Origin of the sequence: Mesorhizobium sp. M2E.F.Ca.ET.209.01.1.1 (assembly GCF_004010375.2) — a bacterium.
GTDB lineage: Bacteria > Pseudomonadota > Alphaproteobacteria > Rhizobiales > Rhizobiaceae > Mesorhizobium.
Genome location: NZ_SADP02000004.1, coordinates 69,645 through 83,747 on the forward strand (window position 1 = coordinate 69,645; position 14,103 = coordinate 83,747).

Consider the following 14,103-nt stretch of genomic DNA (forward strand, 5'->3'; position numbering starts at 1 on the left):
GAACTCTCGGGCCTCTTAGGGAACTGTTTCCAGTCCTCACGAGTTTTGTCGCCGGCGGATCGCGGGTGACTCATAGATTGAGGATGGTCATGCAACAGGTCGGCGAGTCCAACAGCCCAGTTCAGTCCCTCGATGAGATGGAGCAGCAAACCATCACGCGCATTGAGGAAGCTGAGGAACTCATAGAGGAGAACCGCCGACTCATAGAGCGGTCCCGAGAGATCCTTGCGAGCGCGGCAGAGCTGCCTGCAGCGGCGGGCAAGGCAAAGCAACCGGACTTGAAAGCTGCCCGTGCCAAGACTTTTACGGACAAGCCGTCTTCCGCTGCTCCGGCGTCAAAGCCAGGTTCGTGAATTGCAAATTCCGATCGTCGCGGCCGGCAGAGCGGCTTTCGTGGCAATAGATGATCTTCAGCAAATCCCAGTGAAGGCAGGGCTGATCCGGCCCGAAGGGGCCGGTCTGCGATTTTGCCGTGACACTCGATCGCAGACCGGTGTCCACTCCTGGGTAGAAATGGAACGGGCCCGATACTGACGCATCGCCACCAAGACCGCGATGTCAAATGTTAAAACCTGTAGCCGTGTTGCCCACCTGACTTGGTTGTAAAATCGGCCTGGAACATTTTAGCGAGATTGAATGTTCCAGACGTATGGACAGCCGACATGAACTCTCCGCAGAGCAGGTCAGACTCGCCCGGGCCCTTTTGAACTGGTCGCGGGTGCGACTTGCTGCCAAGGCCAACCTCAGCGAAGCAACGATCAGCGGAATCGAAAACGGCCTAAAGAACACCCGGCCCAGCAGTGTGCTTGCTGTGCGGCTGGCTTTAGAGGCTGGGGGAATTGTCTTTGCGCCGGACGGGCGCGCTTCAATAGTGGATCCGAAAGGCCAGATCACTGCCGACAACAGAACGTGGCGCCGACGGCTGGCGGACCGCTCCTTGACTCGCGACCGATCCGAGGGGCGATCCCAAATGAGAGCCGTGGCTCGAAAGAAAGACCCGCCGACCTAAGCCGACGGGTCATCTTCCCTCAAACTGCTGTGCGCCCCTTTCCCCGGATGGTCCGCCCGAAACCCAGGAAGCCCCGCACAAGCCTTTCCTAATGGAATTTCAGGTAAAGGACTGTAGCTTGGCGGCAACAGCTAGCGCGGCTCATGAGGCAACGACCGCGATGCCGCTTACGACATGTGTGAGCGGCCCAGAGGCAGCCGTGACAGCGAAACAAGCTCTTCCTCATCCTCGATGCCGGCCATGAAGTTCGCGAGGATCCGGGACGCCAGAGCCTCACGTTCTTCGGCAGTCTGCTCCTCATATTTCAGGCGGTCGAACACCCTTGCCAGGAACTCCAATTCTTGAGGCTCGAAAATTCCGGCGTCCTGTGCCTTCTGGCGGATTGGCATCGCAGTAACTCCACCTACTTTTCCCGAAAATCCTTCAGCGAGGCATGACGCAACGTCTCCTCGCCCTTGAGGAACTTCACCCGTCCGACCAGGCCCGGCTTCAGCCATTCCGCCTTCTGCTTTGCCAATCCCTTTGGAGGCGGAGCACCAGCTTTGCCCTGCACGCGATCCCAGAGAGCCTTTCGTTTGTCGGCTTTGAACGTCACGAAGGCGCCGCCCATATAGCGGCCCTCATGGGCCATCAGCACCATGGCAGGCTTCCCAGCCTCTCGCTGCACGCCGATGATGTCCATTTCGGCTTCGACGTAGCACTTGATTTTCCGCCAGTTCATGGTCGCGCCAGAGCGATAGACACTGTCGAGGCGCTTCGAAACGATGCCTTCCAGGTTTGTCTCGCACGCCAGGTGGTAAACGGCGTCGCCAGCACCAGGCAAGGCCTCTGAGAACTGGATGTGCCCGCCCGCCGGGATAAGCGCCTGCAGTACCTCCCTGCGGTCCTGGAGCGGCATATCAAGCAAATCATGGCCATTGAGGTTCAAGAGGTCGAAGGCAACGAGATAGAGATCCTGAGGCCGCCGCGTAATGGCCGAGCGAAGCGCATCGAAGTTGGACAGGCCCTTTTCGTTGAGCACAATCATCTCGCCTTCGATGATGAAGCTTTCGGCCCTCAGTCCTTCGGCTTCGTTGGCGATCGGCTTGTACTTCGCGGTCCAATCAATGCCTGACTTTGTGAAGATGCGAACGCCTTCATCATCCTTGATAAGCTGCGTTCTGTACCCGTCGAATTTGATCTCGTGCGACCAGCCCTCGCCTGCCGGCGGCTGGTCGACAAGCTCCGGCTCCATCGGCCTGATGAAAGAGAGACGCAACGCACAACCCCAACACAACGCAATTCAAGGCGCCAGCCGCTGCCTTGGTTCCGGAACATTTTAGCAAAATTGAATGTTTATTTGGCTATGAAGAACGATCCTGAATGCCGCGCCGCGCTGCGCATGATCCGAGCGACGATCGAGGAGCACTGCCCGCCGGGCGTGCTGATGAGCGAGGAGCAGGTGAACGGGCATTATGGCCCGTCGGTGCTCGACGAGGCCGAGGCATTGTCGGTTGCGATTGTTGCCACGGTCGAGCGGCTGAGCTTTGAGCCCCGAGAGATACCACCAGCACCAAGCATCAAAACTTAGCCAAAATACGCGGCTGGCTCAGTCAACCCTTGCTGGGGCCGGGGTAGCGCGCGTTCCTCAGAAGGTCGTCCGTTCGGATGAGCAGGCTTTTGTGGGCTATGTGGGTCTCTTGGACGGCTTCAAACACTTTTAGCAATTCTTCTGCTGTTTTGGTTTTAGAGCCATAGGCGCGGAGCCTCGCGACAACTTTGCGCTGGTGCTCGATGTGGCGCATACCGTTAACGATGTGCCGATCAACAGCCGCCAGTTCGGTTTCATCATCTGCCATGTTGCTAAACTAACGTGGGTTAATGCCAGCGCCAACCTCATATGATGGAGGATGAAGGCGGGGGCAAAGTTCGATTAAACGCCTTGGAGTTGGATGAAAACCTACCGGGTCGAAGAGATGGCTGGCGAGACGCCAGTATCCCATTACACCGTGATCGCAACCACGCCATGGGAGGCCGCGACGATAGGCACCAAGAGAGAGGTCAAGGCTCGCAGCGACGAACGTCTATGGGTTCGCGTCACCGAAGAGGGCAAGCAAGCGGTTTTCAGGTATACGTTCAAATAGCCCTCGCCGGACAAGCGGAACCAGCAATATTAAGGCGCGTTCTGCCCGATGACACTTGCGGATGACATCGCCATGTCGGCCCGGCACGTCCGGCTGGGAGAGCGTCATTTGACCCGCCAACACCAACTTATCGCTCAGCTTGATCATGACGGCCACTCGACCGTCGATGCCATCGAGTTCCTGCATCTGCTCGAAGAGGTGCAAATGCTGCACCGCGTGCATCTATCGCGGCTACAGCGTAAGGCCTGTGGAGAGAAATTTCAGGCTCCGGCGCCCAGCCGCGAATAACATTCTTGCCAGCGCCCAGGATGGCCCTCAAAGGCGCCGAATCTATTCGTGGGTTAAGTCGCAACCGCTGCGAAACAAAGCGATGGAGCGAACGTTGTTCTGCTGTTCAACAAGGCTAGCGGCATGCCCATTTTTCATTTCCACGTCGACAACGGCGAATTCACCCCCGATGACGAAGGCGTCGATCTCCCCGATCTCGATGCCGCGCGCCAGGAAGCAGTGCGCGCGGCCAGCGAGATGATAAACGACAGCAAGAGGTCTTTCTGGGAGCATATGACCCCTTGGATCATGAATGTCACGGATGATCGAAATCGGCTTCTGTTCACTCTCCAGTTCGCTGCAAAGGTGCCATCAGGAGAGGCCCTTTACATTCCGCGAGAGCGCGAAACAAAAAACCCGCCGGCCGAAGCCAGCGGGTGAGAGGTGGTTGGGCTCGGACCCGCCAGGACCGAGCGACCAATCATGTGCACAGGACGGGTCGAGGCCGCGCCCACAAATGTTAAAGGGGTCAGGGCAAGCCTGCCTGATATGGACGCTTAGTCCGGAACGCGGCGATACGGGAAATGATTTCGAATGTGGTCGTTGAAAAAGCGACCCTTGACGAATGCCGACCGGAAAGCTGCATAGGTCTCAGGCGGCACCCCCTCAAAATCGTAGCGCTTGCCGCTGGCCACGAACCACACAGAGAGGATCCTGCTGGTCGGATCGTACTCTGTTTTCTTGATCGAGGTGGATGGCAATGGCGCACCTTGCGAGTTTGCATTCGCAAACGCCGGGGCGCGGCCTTTGTTTCAGGGATGTGAACGCATACGCTTCCCGTGCGCGCTAGCTGCTATCGCCGCTTGATAAAGCTCCCTGCCCACAAGTTGCGTTTGGCAATGCGGGCTTCTTGCTCCTCGGCAAGGTATCGAGTGTCGGCTACCGCCAATCCGTGTTTCACCAGGTCCCGTCCGAGATCGATGCCTCCTACGAAGCAGACGCCGACGTCGTCGTTGTAACCGTCCTTGCCCTCGATGAGGCAGGATACATCGCCTGAGGCAATAAGATGTTGGATGTGGTCACGCGCATACTTGCCGCAGGGCCAGATCTTGTCAGCGGCATCAAAACACACCTGCGAAAGTTCGGGGGCATCAAAACCGAGCAATTGAATTCGTTTTTTGTCGTGCCACAGCGTGTCGCCGTCCTCAGCAGACCAATGCTCTGCCGCGGACACAGGGCCACAGGTGAGCAGGAAGGCAAGGGTGAGGATCAACCTACACATGGCCGTGCTAAACGCACCCCCCCTACGGGCAGTGGCACCGGTGCGTCGGCGAGTGTTCTAAGATAGGCGATCACGTTCAACCGATCGGCCTCATCAGGCACGCCGCGCCGATAAGGCGAAAGATACACCCGATAGGCGCTCGCTTCCAGCATATATTAGCGATGACTAATGAGTATGATGGCCTCGACGACACCCGCGCCCTAGTCTGCCGCGCGCGGCGCCTCGGGCTCGTCCTCCGGCGGTTCGAGGATCTCGATCAGTTTCGCCACGCGGGCGCCGGGCAGGGCGTGACCTTCATTCACCAGCGCCTCGTCGGCGCCGATCCAGGCGAAGGCCTCACGCAGCTCCTCGAGGCTTGCGCCAGTGAGCGCGATGTCGGCAATGACGGCCTCGTCGACCGGTCCAAGCACGGAAATGATCTCGTTGCGGGTCATCTTGTCCTCCCCCATCGGTTGGGATGATTGCCCGAGGAAACGGATGACGGGCGGAGCGGGTTCCGCCGCGGCGTCTATCCAGAGGAATCGATCGCCGACTGGCACAAACGGACTGGGATGTGGGTTGATTAGCCTAGGCTTCAGGGCGATGCGTAAGCGCAACCCAGCGCTCGATCTGCGTCACATCCACTCCTTCGCGCTGCGCGACCACCAGGGGATGGTCTGCATCATGCAGAAACACCCTGGGACGCTGATTGCTAGGTTGGAACACAACATTGGCATGGAGGTGCATCGAGCTTGGATACTCGGGAATGTCGTGCATCAGATAACCGAAGCAGAGGTCATCCCCATACTCGCCCGTGTCATATCCGTCCCGATAGACATTCCAGCTTCTTTCCGAGACCGACATCCAAACGCCGAAACAGAACTCTTCGGACAACTGAGGCACGGGCAAAGGAAGCAGGCAACGAATGAACCGGTCTGTTTGCCCCGTGGCGTAGGTCACAACACAAAAATCGTCGTTCTTGCGGAAGGTCGATCGAGCCACTTCGTCAAGCGCCTCCGGATTCACCGGCGCGCCGAAGGCCATGTCTGTGGGAAGCCCGGTATATTCCTGATCACAGCAGGCACATCGCCAACGATATGCCTCAGCGCTCACCTAAGCAGCGCTTGAGGCCCGCGCCTCGGCCAACGCCTTGAGGTCGGCCGGCTTCAGCTCGACGGATTCGCCGCAGCCGCAGGCCGAACTCTGGTTCGGATTCTTGAAGGTGAAGCCTGTGCGCAGCGTTGTCTGCTCGAAATCCATCTCGGTGCCGAACAGGAACAGTGCTGCCTCCGGCGCCACATAGACATGCGCGCCGTCACGCTCGATATGGTCGTCCTTGGGGTTCGGCTCGGTCACCAGATCCACGGTGTATTCCATGCCGGCGCAGCCGCCCTTCTTGATGCCGAGGCGGATGCCATGCGCGTTGTCGCGCGCAGCCACGATCTCGCGCACGCGGTCGGCGGCCTTGTCGGTCATCGTGATGACGGCGAAGCGTCCCATGTTTTTCCTTCTCCATTCCATGCAGGTTCAAGGCCTGCCGAATGATTCTCACCTAAAATGGTGAAGTTTTACCGCAGGCGCAAGTGCGCCAGCCTGTGCTTGCCTAGTACCACCCGACCGCGACCTGCGCCTCTTCCGACATCCGGTCGGGCGTCCATGGCGGATCGAACACCATGTTGACCTCGACGCCGGACACGCCTTCGACGGCGCCGACCGCGTTCTCGACCCATCCGGGCATTTCGCCCGCCACCGGGCAGCCCGGCGCGGTCAGCGTCATGTCGATCTTGACCGAACGGTCGTCCTCGATGTCGATCTTGTAGACGAGGCCGAGCTCATAGATGTCGGCGGGGATTTCCGGGTCGTAGACCGTCTTCAGCGCCGAGACGATGTCGTCGGTCAGCCGCGCCAGTTCGTCGGCGGGGATAGCCGAGGCCGAGACGATGCCGTTGCTGGCCGTTTCCGGAACAGTCTCTGCGGTCGCGCTCACATCGTCCATCATCATCACCCGAAGAACTTTCGCGCCTTTTCCAGCGCCTCGGCCAAAGCGTCGACTTCGGCCCTGGTATTATACATGCCGAACGACGCCCTGCATGTGGAGGTGACGCCGAAGCGTTTCAACAGCGGCTGGGCACAATGGGTGCCGGCACGGACCGCGACGCCCTGACGGTCGATCACCATCGACACGTCGTGCGCATGGATACCCTGCAATTCGAACGAGATGATGGCGCCCTTGCCGGGCGCGTCGCCGAAGATGCGCAGCGAGTTGATGGCCCTGAGCCGCTCATGCGCGTAGGTCTTGAGGTCGGCTTCATGCGCCGCGATGCGCTCGCGGCCGATCTTTTCCATATAGTCCAGCGCCGCGCCAAGCCCGATCGCCTGCACGATCGGCGGCGTGCCGGCCTCGAAACGGTGCGGCGGATCGTTGTAGGTGACGATTTCTTCCGTCACCTCCTCGATCATCTCGCCGCCGCCCATGAAGGGCCGCATCTCCTCCAGCCTGTCCTTCTTGCCGTAGAGCACGCCGATGCCCGACGGGCCGTAGACTTTGTGTCCGGTGAAGACGAAGAAATCGCAGTCGAGGTCCTGCACGTCGATCGGCATGTGCACGGCGCTCTGGCTGCCGTCGACGAGTACGGGAATTCCACGCGAATGCGCGATGCGCACGATCTCCTTGATCGGCGTCACCGTGCCCAAAGCATTCGACATCTGCGTGATGGCGACGAGCTTGGTACGCGCGGTCAGCCGCTTCTCGAATTCCTCGATATGGAAGGCGCCGAGATCGTCGACCGGCACCCAGACCAGCTTGGCGCCCTGCCGCTCGCGGATGAAATGCCACGGCACGATGTTGGAATGGTGCTCCATGATCGAAAGCACGATCTCGTCGCCCTCGCCGATACGCGGCATGCCCCAGCCATAGGCGACCGTATTGATCGCCGAGGTGGTGTTGGAGGTGAAGACGATATTGTCGGTGCTCGGCGCATTCAAAAACCGCTGCACCGACTTGCGCGCATTCTCATAGGCGTCGGTCGCGGCATTCGACAGGAAATGCAGGCCGCGATGGACGTTGGCGTATTCCTGGGAATAGGCGTGCTGGATCGTGTCGAGCACCACCCGCGGCTTTTGCGCCGAAGCGCCATTGTCGAGATAGACCAGCGGCTTGCCATAGACCTGGCGCGACAGGATCGGGAAGTCGCGGCGGATCGCCTCGACGTCATAGGGGGTGGTTTCGATCTTCTGGTCCATCACAAGCTCTTCCGAGGCAACGCCTCACTCCGTCCAGCACCCCTCATCCGTCTTGGCGCTCCGCGCCAATCCACCTTCTCCCGCAAGGGGAGAAGGTTAAGCGCTACCCGTGCGTCGAAAACCAGCCGTCGAGCCGCTCTTCGAGCGCTTCGACCAGCGCTTCGTCGTCCAGTTCCTCGATCACTTCGGCGACGAACGCCTTCACCAGAAGGCCCCGCGCGCTCTTCTCGTCGATGCCGCGCGCCATCAGGTAGAACAGATGGTCGTGGTCGATCTCGGTGACCGTCGCGCCATGGCCGCAGACCACGTCGTCGGCGAAGATTTCCAGCTCCGGCTTGGTCGAGAACTCGCCGTCATCCGACAGGAGCAGCGTGTTGCAGGCCATCTTGGCGTTGGTCTTCTGCGCGTATTGATGCACATTGATGCGGCCCTGGAAGACGCCGCGCGCCTTACCGGTCACCACGTTGCGGATCACTTCCGTCGACGTCGTATGCGGCACGGCGTGGTCGAGCACCATGGTGGTGTCGGTATGGGTGTCGCCGGCGAGAAGGTTGATGCCGCGCAATTTGAAGTCAGCGCCCTCGCCTGTCGTCCTGACGACGACCTCCTGGCGAACCAACTTGCCGCCGGCATTCATCACGAACAGCGTCAGCTTGGCGTCCTTGCCGATATGCGCCTTGAACTGGGCGAGATGCGTGGCCGTGTCCGGCTGCTCCTGCACGATCAGCCAGGTCACCTCGGCGCCGTCACCAACCACGAGCTGGCTGACCGAAGAGACGAGCGCCTCGTCGCCCACGCCCGTCTGGCGCTCGACGACAATCGCCTTTGCGCCGGCCCCGACACGCGCCAAGAGGCGCACATGCGACTGGCCGCCGGCCTGCAGGTTCTGCAATTCGATCGGCTTTTCCAGCTCTGCGCCGTCGGCGATATCGACGAAATAGCCGTCGGCAACAAAGGCCGTGTTCAGCGCGCCGATCGCGTCGTCATCGCCATAGGGATCGAGCCCCGGCGCGACGCTGCCGTCGGTCAGCTTCTCCGACAGGCGCTGGACGGTGACGCCTTCGATCTCCGGTAGTTTCGTCTGCGAAACTCCGTTCAGCACCGGAAGCACGGCCGACCCTTCAAGAACCGGCACAAGCGCCTTGACGACCGCGCCGGCCTCGAAAGCCGGCACCGAGGTCAGCAGCCGGCGCAGGTCCGTATAGTGCCAGGATTCGACGCGGCGCGTCGGCAGGCCGTGCTTGATCGCCTCGATCGCGTCGTCGCGCTTGACCATCACCGCGCCGTCGCCGGGCAGCAGCGACAGCCGCTCGCCGAAGGCGTCGATCAGCGCCGTCTCGGCCAATGTCCGCTGGGGCTGTGCGTGCATGTTCATGACTTTCGCCTCGACCGCTCCCATTTCACGCGGCTTCGCCGATCACGCCGGCATAGCCGTTGGCCTCGAGATCGAGCGCCAGCGACTTGTCGCCCGACTTGATGACCTGGCCCTTGTAGAGCACGTGCACCGAGTCCGGCACGATGTGCTCGAGCAGGCGCTGATAGTGGGTGATGACGACGATGGCGCGTTCCGGCGAACGCAGCGCGTTGACACCGTCGGACACGATCTTCAGCGCATCGATGTCGAGGCCGGAATCGGTCTCGTCGAGCACGCAGAGCTTCGGTTCCAAAAGCTTCATCTGCAGGATCTCGGCGCGCTTCTTCTCGCCGCCCGAGAAGCCGACATTGAGCGGCCGTTTCAACATGTTCATGTCCATGTTGAGCGAGGCCGCCGCTTCCTTCACGCGCTTGAGGAATTCCGGCACCTTGAGCGGCTCCTCGCCGCGCGCCTTGCGCTGCTCGTTCATCGCCACTTTCAGGAATTCCATCGTCGCCACGCCCGGTATCTCCATCGGATACTGGAAGGCGAGGAAGATGCCGGCGGTGGCGCGCTCGGCTGGATCCATTTCGAGGATCGACTGGCCGTTATAGAGGATGTCGCCCTCGGTCACCTCATAGTCCTCGCGGCCGGCGAGGATGTAGGACAGCGTCGACTTGCCCGAACCGTTCGGGCCCATGATGGCGGCGACCTCGCCGGCTTTCACCGTCAGGTTCAGGCCGCGGATGATCTCGGTGCCGTCATCAACGATGCGGGCATGAAGGTTCTTGATCTCAAGCATTTCTATTTCGTCCTATGCGTAGCCGTCTGCTCGGCTAAACTTGATTTAACAACTGCTTCAGGGTTTCCAGAAACCCGTGCCAAAAGCCAGCTGGCGAGTAGGCCGCGGCGAGCAAGGCAACGCCCACCGCGCCCAAATACAGCGCCAGTTCCAAACCCGCAGACCAACTGTCCATCCGATCTTGCAGATAGACATGCTTTTCCGCGGGTTCGCGCTTGGGCGACTTTGTCACCCCACACTCCCCTCGAGGCTGATGCCGATCAGCTTCTGCGCCTCGACCGCGAACTCCATCGGCAGCTGCTGGATGACATCCTTGACGAAGCCGTTGACGATCAGCGCGATCGCTTCCTCTTCCGGAATGCCGCGCTGCATGACGTAGAACTTCTGGTCCTCGGAGATTTTCGAGGTCGTCGCCTCGTGCTCGAACTTCGCCGTCGCGTTCTTGGCTTCCATGTAAGGCACGGTGTGCGCGCCGCACTGGTCGCCGATCAGAAGCGAGTCGCAATTGGTGAAGTTGCGCGCGTTGGCCGCCTTGCGATGCGCCGAGACCTGGCCGCGATAGGTGTTCTGCGAGAAGCCGGCGGCGATGCCCTTGGAGATGATGCGGCTCGACGTGTTCTTGCCGAGATGGATCATCTTGGTGCCGCTATCGACCTGCTGATAGCCGTTCGACACCGCGATCGAATAGAACTCGCCGCTGGAATCGTCGCCGCGCAGGATGCAGCTCGGATATTTCCAGGTGATCGCCGAGCCGGTCTCGACCTGCGTCCACGAGATCTTCGAGCGGTCACCGCGGCAATCGCCGCGCTTGGTGACGAAATTGTAGATGCCGCCCTTGCCCTCGGCGTCGCCCGGGTACCAGTTCTGCACCGTCGAATATTTGATCTCGGCATCGTCGAGCGCGATCAGCTCGACCACCGCGGCATGCAGCTGGTTCTCGTCGCGCTGCGGCGCGGTGCAGCCTTCGAGATAGGAGACGTAGGCCCCCTCCTCGGCGATGATCAGCGTGCGCTCGAACTGGCCGGTGTTCTTCTCGTTGATGCGGAAATAGGTGGACAGCTCCATCGGGCAGCGAACGCCCTTGGGCACGAAGACGAACGAGCCGTCGGTGAACACGGCCGAGTTCAGCGTCGCGTAGAAATTGTCCGAGGTCGGCACGACCGAGCCCAGATATTTCTGCACAAGTTCCGGATGCTCGCGGATCGCCTCCGAGATCGAGCAGAAGATGACGCCCGCCTTGGCGAGCTCTTCCTTGAAGGTGGTGACCACCGAGACGGAATCGAACACAGCGTCGACCGCGACGCGGCCGGACTTGTAGACGTTGTCGCCTATCTCCGCTTCCTCGTCCGCCACCGCGGGCTTCTGCACGCCGGCCAGGATTTCCTGCTCCTTGAGCGGAATGCCGAGCTTCTCGTAGACCTTGAGCAGTTCAGGGTCGACCTCGCTCAGCGACTTCGGGCCCGGCGTGCTCTTCGGCGCGGCGTAGTAGTGGATGTCCTGGAAGTCGATCTTCGGATAGTGGACGCGCGCCCAGGTCGGCTCTTCCAGCGTCAGCCAGCGGCGATAGGCCCCCAGACGCCATTCCAGCATCCAGTCCGGCTCATCCTTCTTGGCCGAGATGAAGCGAATGATGTCTTCGCTCAGGCCCTTGGGGGCCTTGTCCATCTCGATCTCTGTCTGGAATCCGTATTTATACTGGTCGACGTCGATCTTTCGGACTCGATCGATCGTCTCCTGCACAGCAGGCATAAGCGTTCTCCATCCACGCCGGGGTCAAGGCCCGGCAGTTTTCAAACTATGGCACCGCTGTAATCGCATCCCGGCAGGGGTGCGCAGCGGAGTAAGCTCCATATAGTGCGTGTCCGCCGGAAATTCACCCGGCCAGGACAAAACGCACCACTCTACCAGGCCGCAGGGCCTGAATTCATTTTTGCCGCCGTCAGGCGGCTTCTTCCTTGCCCGCCCGGCGCGCGACGATGCCCGCCAGCGCCGCCCGGAAGGCCTCTATCTCCTCGGCGCCGGTCGCGCGGCCGATCGAGACGCGCAAGGCGCCCAGGCTGTCGCCATGGCCCATGGCCTTCAGCACATGGCTTGGCCCGACCTTTCCCGACGAGCAGGCCGAGCCCGCCGACAGCGCGACGCCGGCAAGGTCGAATGCGATCTGCGCCGTTTCGGCCTTGACGCCGGGAATAGCGAAGAATGTCGTGTTGGCAAGCCTCTGAGCGCCATTTCCGAAGATTTCCGCGTCAGGCGCCAGTTCGGTCACGATGGCTTCGACCTCGTCACGTCGGCGCGCGATGGCGTGCATGTCGTCCAAGCCCGCAAGTGCTACCCGCGCGGCGGCGCCGAAACCGGCGATCCCGGCGACGTTCTCGGTACCGGCGCGGTGGCCCTTCTCCTGGCCGCCGCCATTGACCAGCGGCCGCGGCATCATCAGGTCGGACGCGGCGACGATCGCGCCGACGCCCTTGGGGCCGCCGATCTTGTGCGAGGACAGGATCAGATAATCGGCATAAGGAGCTGACATATCGAGCGGAATCCGCCCGGCGGCCTGCACGGCATCGACGACCAGCACCCCGCCGGCGGCCTTGACGATTTCGGCGATGCGCCCGACCGGCTGGACGATGCCTGTCTCGTTGTTGGCGGCGTGGATCGCCACCAGCGGCAGGCCTGCCGCCTTGTCATGCTGGGCGAGCGCGGCGGCAAGCGCCTCGAGATTGGCGATGCCGTTGCTGTCGACGCCGATCCTCGTCACCTGCGCCGGCGCGAAGCGCCCGCCATTCAGGATGCAGGGATGGTCGGCTGCCGAGACGTAGAGGTGGCTCATGCGGATGGCGCCGCGCCCCATCTGCCAGTCGGGCGTAAGCAGCGTCGAGGCGGCTTCGGTGGCGCCGGAGGTGAAGACGACATGCTCCGGCCTGGCATTGACCAGCCGCGCCACGTCGCGGCGCGCGTCCTCGACCAGCCGGCGCGCGGCGCGGCCCTCGGTGTGGACCGATGACGGGTTGGCGGCATCGAGCGCGGCGACCACCGCCGCGCGTGCTTCCGCAATGAGCGGCGCGCTGGCGTTGTAGTCGAGATAGGCGCGGGTTGCGGCCATTTTCGCTCAGTTCGTCCTTCCGCCGACTATCCCGCGAGGATAGCGCGTTATTTCCTTGAAATTGCAAGGCAAGCCGTCCTATTTACCCGGCTTGCGGCGCGGGCGGCCGAACCATCGGGTTTCGGCCTCCCAGTTTTGAACAATTCTAAACTAGCTTCTAGGAAGACGCTCGCCCTGCGTCAAGGCCACAGAGGGCATGGCCGCAGGAGAGCTGGGCCAGAAGAGTTCCAGGCAAGCGCCTTCGTATGCCACGTGGAGTATTTTATGCCTGAGGTCATTTTCGCCGGTCCGGCTGGTCGCCTGGAGGGACGCTATCAGCCCTCGAAGGAAAAGAGCGCCCCGATCGCCATCGTGCTGCACCCGCACCCGCAATTCGGCGGCACGATGAACAACAAGATCGTCTACGACCTCTTCTACATGTTCCAGAAGCGCGATTTCACCGTGCTGCGCTTCAATTTCCGCGGCATCGGCCGCAGCCAGGGCGAGTTCGACCACGGCACCGGCGAGTTGTCGGACGCTGCCGCCGCGCTTGACTGGGTGCAGTCGCTGCATCCGGATTCGAAAAGCTGCTGGGTCGCCGGCTATTCCTTCGGCTCCTGGATCGGCATGCAGCTTCTGATGCGCCGGCCCGAGATCGAGGGCTTCATCTCGGTCGCGCCGCAGCCCAACACCTATGATTTCTCGTTCCTGGCGCCCTGCCCGTCATCCGGCCTGATCATCCATGGCGATGCCGACAAGGTGGCGCCGCCCAAGGACGTGCAGGGCCTGGTCGACAAGCTGCACACGCAAAAGGGCATCACCATCACCCAGAAGACGCTGCCCGGCGCCAACCATTTCTTCGCGAATGACGCCGAGTTGCTGATCCATGAATGCGCCGATTATCTCGACAGGCGCCTCGCCGGCGAGCTCGCTGATCCGAGGCCGAAGCGCCTGCGCTAAGCACC

General features: G+C 61.4%; 22 protein-coding genes. 7 read left to right on the forward strand and 15 right to left on the reverse strand.

The window, feature by feature from the left end; all coding sequences use genetic code 11:
• The first annotated feature begins 89 nt into the window (after positions 1 to 89).
• Both EN852_RS09295 and EN852_RS09300 read left to right on the forward strand, forming a co-directional pair.
• Complete coding sequence (locus tag EN852_RS09295) at positions 90 to 353, forward strand: hypothetical protein (protein ID WP_127865258.1); 264 nt, start codon at positions 90 to 92, stop codon at positions 351 to 353.
• A gap of 296 nt (positions 354 to 649) precedes the next feature.
• Positions 650 to 1,009: a helix-turn-helix transcriptional regulator gene (locus EN852_RS09300; RefSeq protein ID WP_127865257.1), complete on the forward strand. Its 360-nt coding sequence runs from the start codon at positions 650 to 652 to the stop codon at positions 1,007 to 1,009.
• A gap of 167 nt (positions 1,010 to 1,176) precedes the next feature.
• On the opposite strand, the gene EN852_RS09305 is transcribed toward EN852_RS09300, so the two are convergent.
• Together EN852_RS09305 and EN852_RS09310 are read right to left on the reverse strand one after the other, a co-directional pair.
• Positions 1,177 to 1,398, reverse strand: coding sequence for a hypothetical protein (locus EN852_RS09305; RefSeq protein ID WP_127875262.1), 222 nt, complete (start codon positions 1,396 to 1,398; stop codon positions 1,177 to 1,179).
• A 14-nt stretch (positions 1,399 to 1,412) separates the two neighbouring features.
• Positions 1,413 to 2,267 (reverse strand): ATP-dependent DNA ligase, encoded by an 855-nt coding sequence (locus EN852_RS09310; protein WP_127875261.1) that lies wholly within the window; start codon positions 2,265 to 2,267, stop codon positions 1,413 to 1,415.
• 87 nt (positions 2,268 to 2,354) lie between these two features.
• Between EN852_RS09310 and EN852_RS09315 the strand changes: the two genes are divergently transcribed.
• Complete coding sequence (locus EN852_RS09315; RefSeq protein ID WP_127865485.1) at positions 2,355 to 2,579, forward strand: hypothetical protein; 225 nt, start codon at positions 2,355 to 2,357, stop codon at positions 2,577 to 2,579.
• Between the two features lie 22 nt (positions 2,580 to 2,601).
• On the opposite strand, the gene EN852_RS09320 is transcribed toward EN852_RS09315, so the two are convergent.
• On the reverse strand, positions 2,602 to 2,847 hold the full coding sequence (locus EN852_RS09320; RefSeq protein WP_127875260.1) for a hypothetical protein: 246 nt from the start codon (positions 2,845 to 2,847) through the stop codon (positions 2,602 to 2,604).
• Between the two features lie 93 nt (positions 2,848 to 2,940).
• Between EN852_RS09320 and EN852_RS09325 the strand changes: the two genes are divergently transcribed.
• The 3 genes from EN852_RS09325 (at position 2,941) to EN852_RS09335 (ending at position 3,840) form a co-directional block, all read left to right on the forward strand.
• Entirely contained in the window at positions 2,941 to 3,132 is a 192-nt protein-coding gene (locus EN852_RS09325; protein ID WP_127875259.1) for a hypothetical protein, read from the forward strand.
• 48 nt (positions 3,133 to 3,180) lie between these two features.
• The gene (locus EN852_RS09330) at positions 3,181 to 3,420 is read left to right on the forward strand and encodes a hypothetical protein (RefSeq protein WP_127875258.1); all 240 of its coding nucleotides are present in this window, start codon (positions 3,181 to 3,183) and stop codon (positions 3,418 to 3,420) included.
• 123 nt (positions 3,421 to 3,543) lie between these two features.
• Positions 3,544 to 3,840 (forward strand): hypothetical protein, encoded by a 297-nt coding sequence (locus EN852_RS09335; RefSeq protein WP_127875257.1) that lies wholly within the window; start codon positions 3,544 to 3,546, stop codon positions 3,838 to 3,840.
• A 116-nt stretch (positions 3,841 to 3,956) separates the two neighbouring features.
• Here EN852_RS09335 and EN852_RS09340 read toward each other — a convergent pair whose 3' ends face one another.
• The 12 genes from EN852_RS09340 to EN852_RS09400 form a co-directional block, all read right to left on the reverse strand.
• Entirely contained in the window at positions 3,957 to 4,160 is a 204-nt protein-coding gene (locus EN852_RS09340; RefSeq protein ID WP_127875256.1) for a KTSC domain-containing protein, read from the reverse strand.
• 92 nt (positions 4,161 to 4,252) lie between these two features.
• On the reverse strand, positions 4,253 to 4,672 hold the full coding sequence (locus tag EN852_RS09345; RefSeq protein ID WP_189545793.1) for a thermonuclease family protein: 420 nt from the start codon (positions 4,670 to 4,672) through the stop codon (positions 4,253 to 4,255).
• A gap of 209 nt (positions 4,673 to 4,881) precedes the next feature.
• On the reverse strand, positions 4,882 to 5,115 hold the full coding sequence (locus tag EN852_RS09355; protein WP_127875254.1) for a hypothetical protein: 234 nt from the start codon (positions 5,113 to 5,115) through the stop codon (positions 4,882 to 4,884).
• A gap of 133 nt (positions 5,116 to 5,248) precedes the next feature.
• Entirely contained in the window at positions 5,249 to 5,773 is a 525-nt protein-coding gene (locus EN852_RS09360) for a DUF2199 domain-containing protein (RefSeq protein WP_189545795.1), read from the reverse strand.
• Positions 5,774 to 6,160, reverse strand: a complete 387-nt coding sequence (gene sufA, locus EN852_RS09365) for a Fe-S cluster assembly scaffold SufA (protein WP_127875252.1) — start codon at positions 6,158 to 6,160, stop codon at positions 5,774 to 5,776.
• A 103-nt stretch (positions 6,161 to 6,263) separates the two neighbouring features.
• Complete coding sequence (locus EN852_RS09370; RefSeq protein ID WP_127875251.1) at positions 6,264 to 6,656, reverse strand: SUF system Fe-S cluster assembly protein; 393 nt, start codon at positions 6,654 to 6,656, stop codon at positions 6,264 to 6,266.
• Positions 6,657 to 6,661: 5 nt separating this feature from the next.
• Complete coding sequence (locus EN852_RS09375) at positions 6,662 to 7,903, reverse strand: cysteine desulfurase (protein ID WP_127875250.1); 1,242 nt, start codon at positions 7,901 to 7,903, stop codon at positions 6,662 to 6,664.
• Between the two features lie 103 nt (positions 7,904 to 8,006).
• On the reverse strand, positions 8,007 to 9,278 hold the full coding sequence (gene sufD / locus EN852_RS09380) for a Fe-S cluster assembly protein SufD (RefSeq protein ID WP_127875249.1): 1,272 nt from the start codon (positions 9,276 to 9,278) through the stop codon (positions 8,007 to 8,009).
• Positions 9,279 to 9,303: 25 nt separating this feature from the next.
• Positions 9,304 to 10,059 (reverse strand): Fe-S cluster assembly ATPase SufC, encoded by a 756-nt coding sequence (sufC, locus tag EN852_RS09385; protein ID WP_127875248.1) that lies wholly within the window; start codon positions 10,057 to 10,059, stop codon positions 9,304 to 9,306.
• A gap of 34 nt (positions 10,060 to 10,093) precedes the next feature.
• The gene (locus tag EN852_RS09390) at positions 10,094 to 10,291 is read right to left on the reverse strand and encodes a hypothetical protein (RefSeq protein WP_127875247.1); all 198 of its coding nucleotides are present in this window, start codon (positions 10,289 to 10,291) and stop codon (positions 10,094 to 10,096) included.
• Positions 10,288 to 11,808 carry a Fe-S cluster assembly protein SufB gene (sufB, locus tag EN852_RS09395; protein WP_127875246.1) on the reverse strand — a complete coding sequence of 507 codons (1,521 nt, stop codon included), beginning with the start codon at positions 11,806 to 11,808 and terminating at the stop codon, positions 10,288 to 10,290. The genes EN852_RS09390 and sufB overlap by 4 nt, the downstream gene beginning before the upstream one ends.
• A gap of 190 nt (positions 11,809 to 11,998) precedes the next feature.
• On the reverse strand, positions 11,999 to 13,159 hold the full coding sequence (locus tag EN852_RS09400; protein ID WP_127875245.1) for a cysteine desulfurase family protein: 1,161 nt from the start codon (positions 13,157 to 13,159) through the stop codon (positions 11,999 to 12,001).
• Positions 13,160 to 13,423: 264 nt separating this feature from the next.
• Between EN852_RS09400 and EN852_RS09405 the strand changes: the two genes are divergently transcribed.
• Positions 13,424 to 14,098: an alpha/beta hydrolase gene (locus tag EN852_RS09405; protein ID WP_095818525.1), complete on the forward strand. Its 675-nt coding sequence runs from the start codon at positions 13,424 to 13,426 to the stop codon at positions 14,096 to 14,098.
• Positions 14,099 to 14,103: the final 5 nt, after the last annotated feature.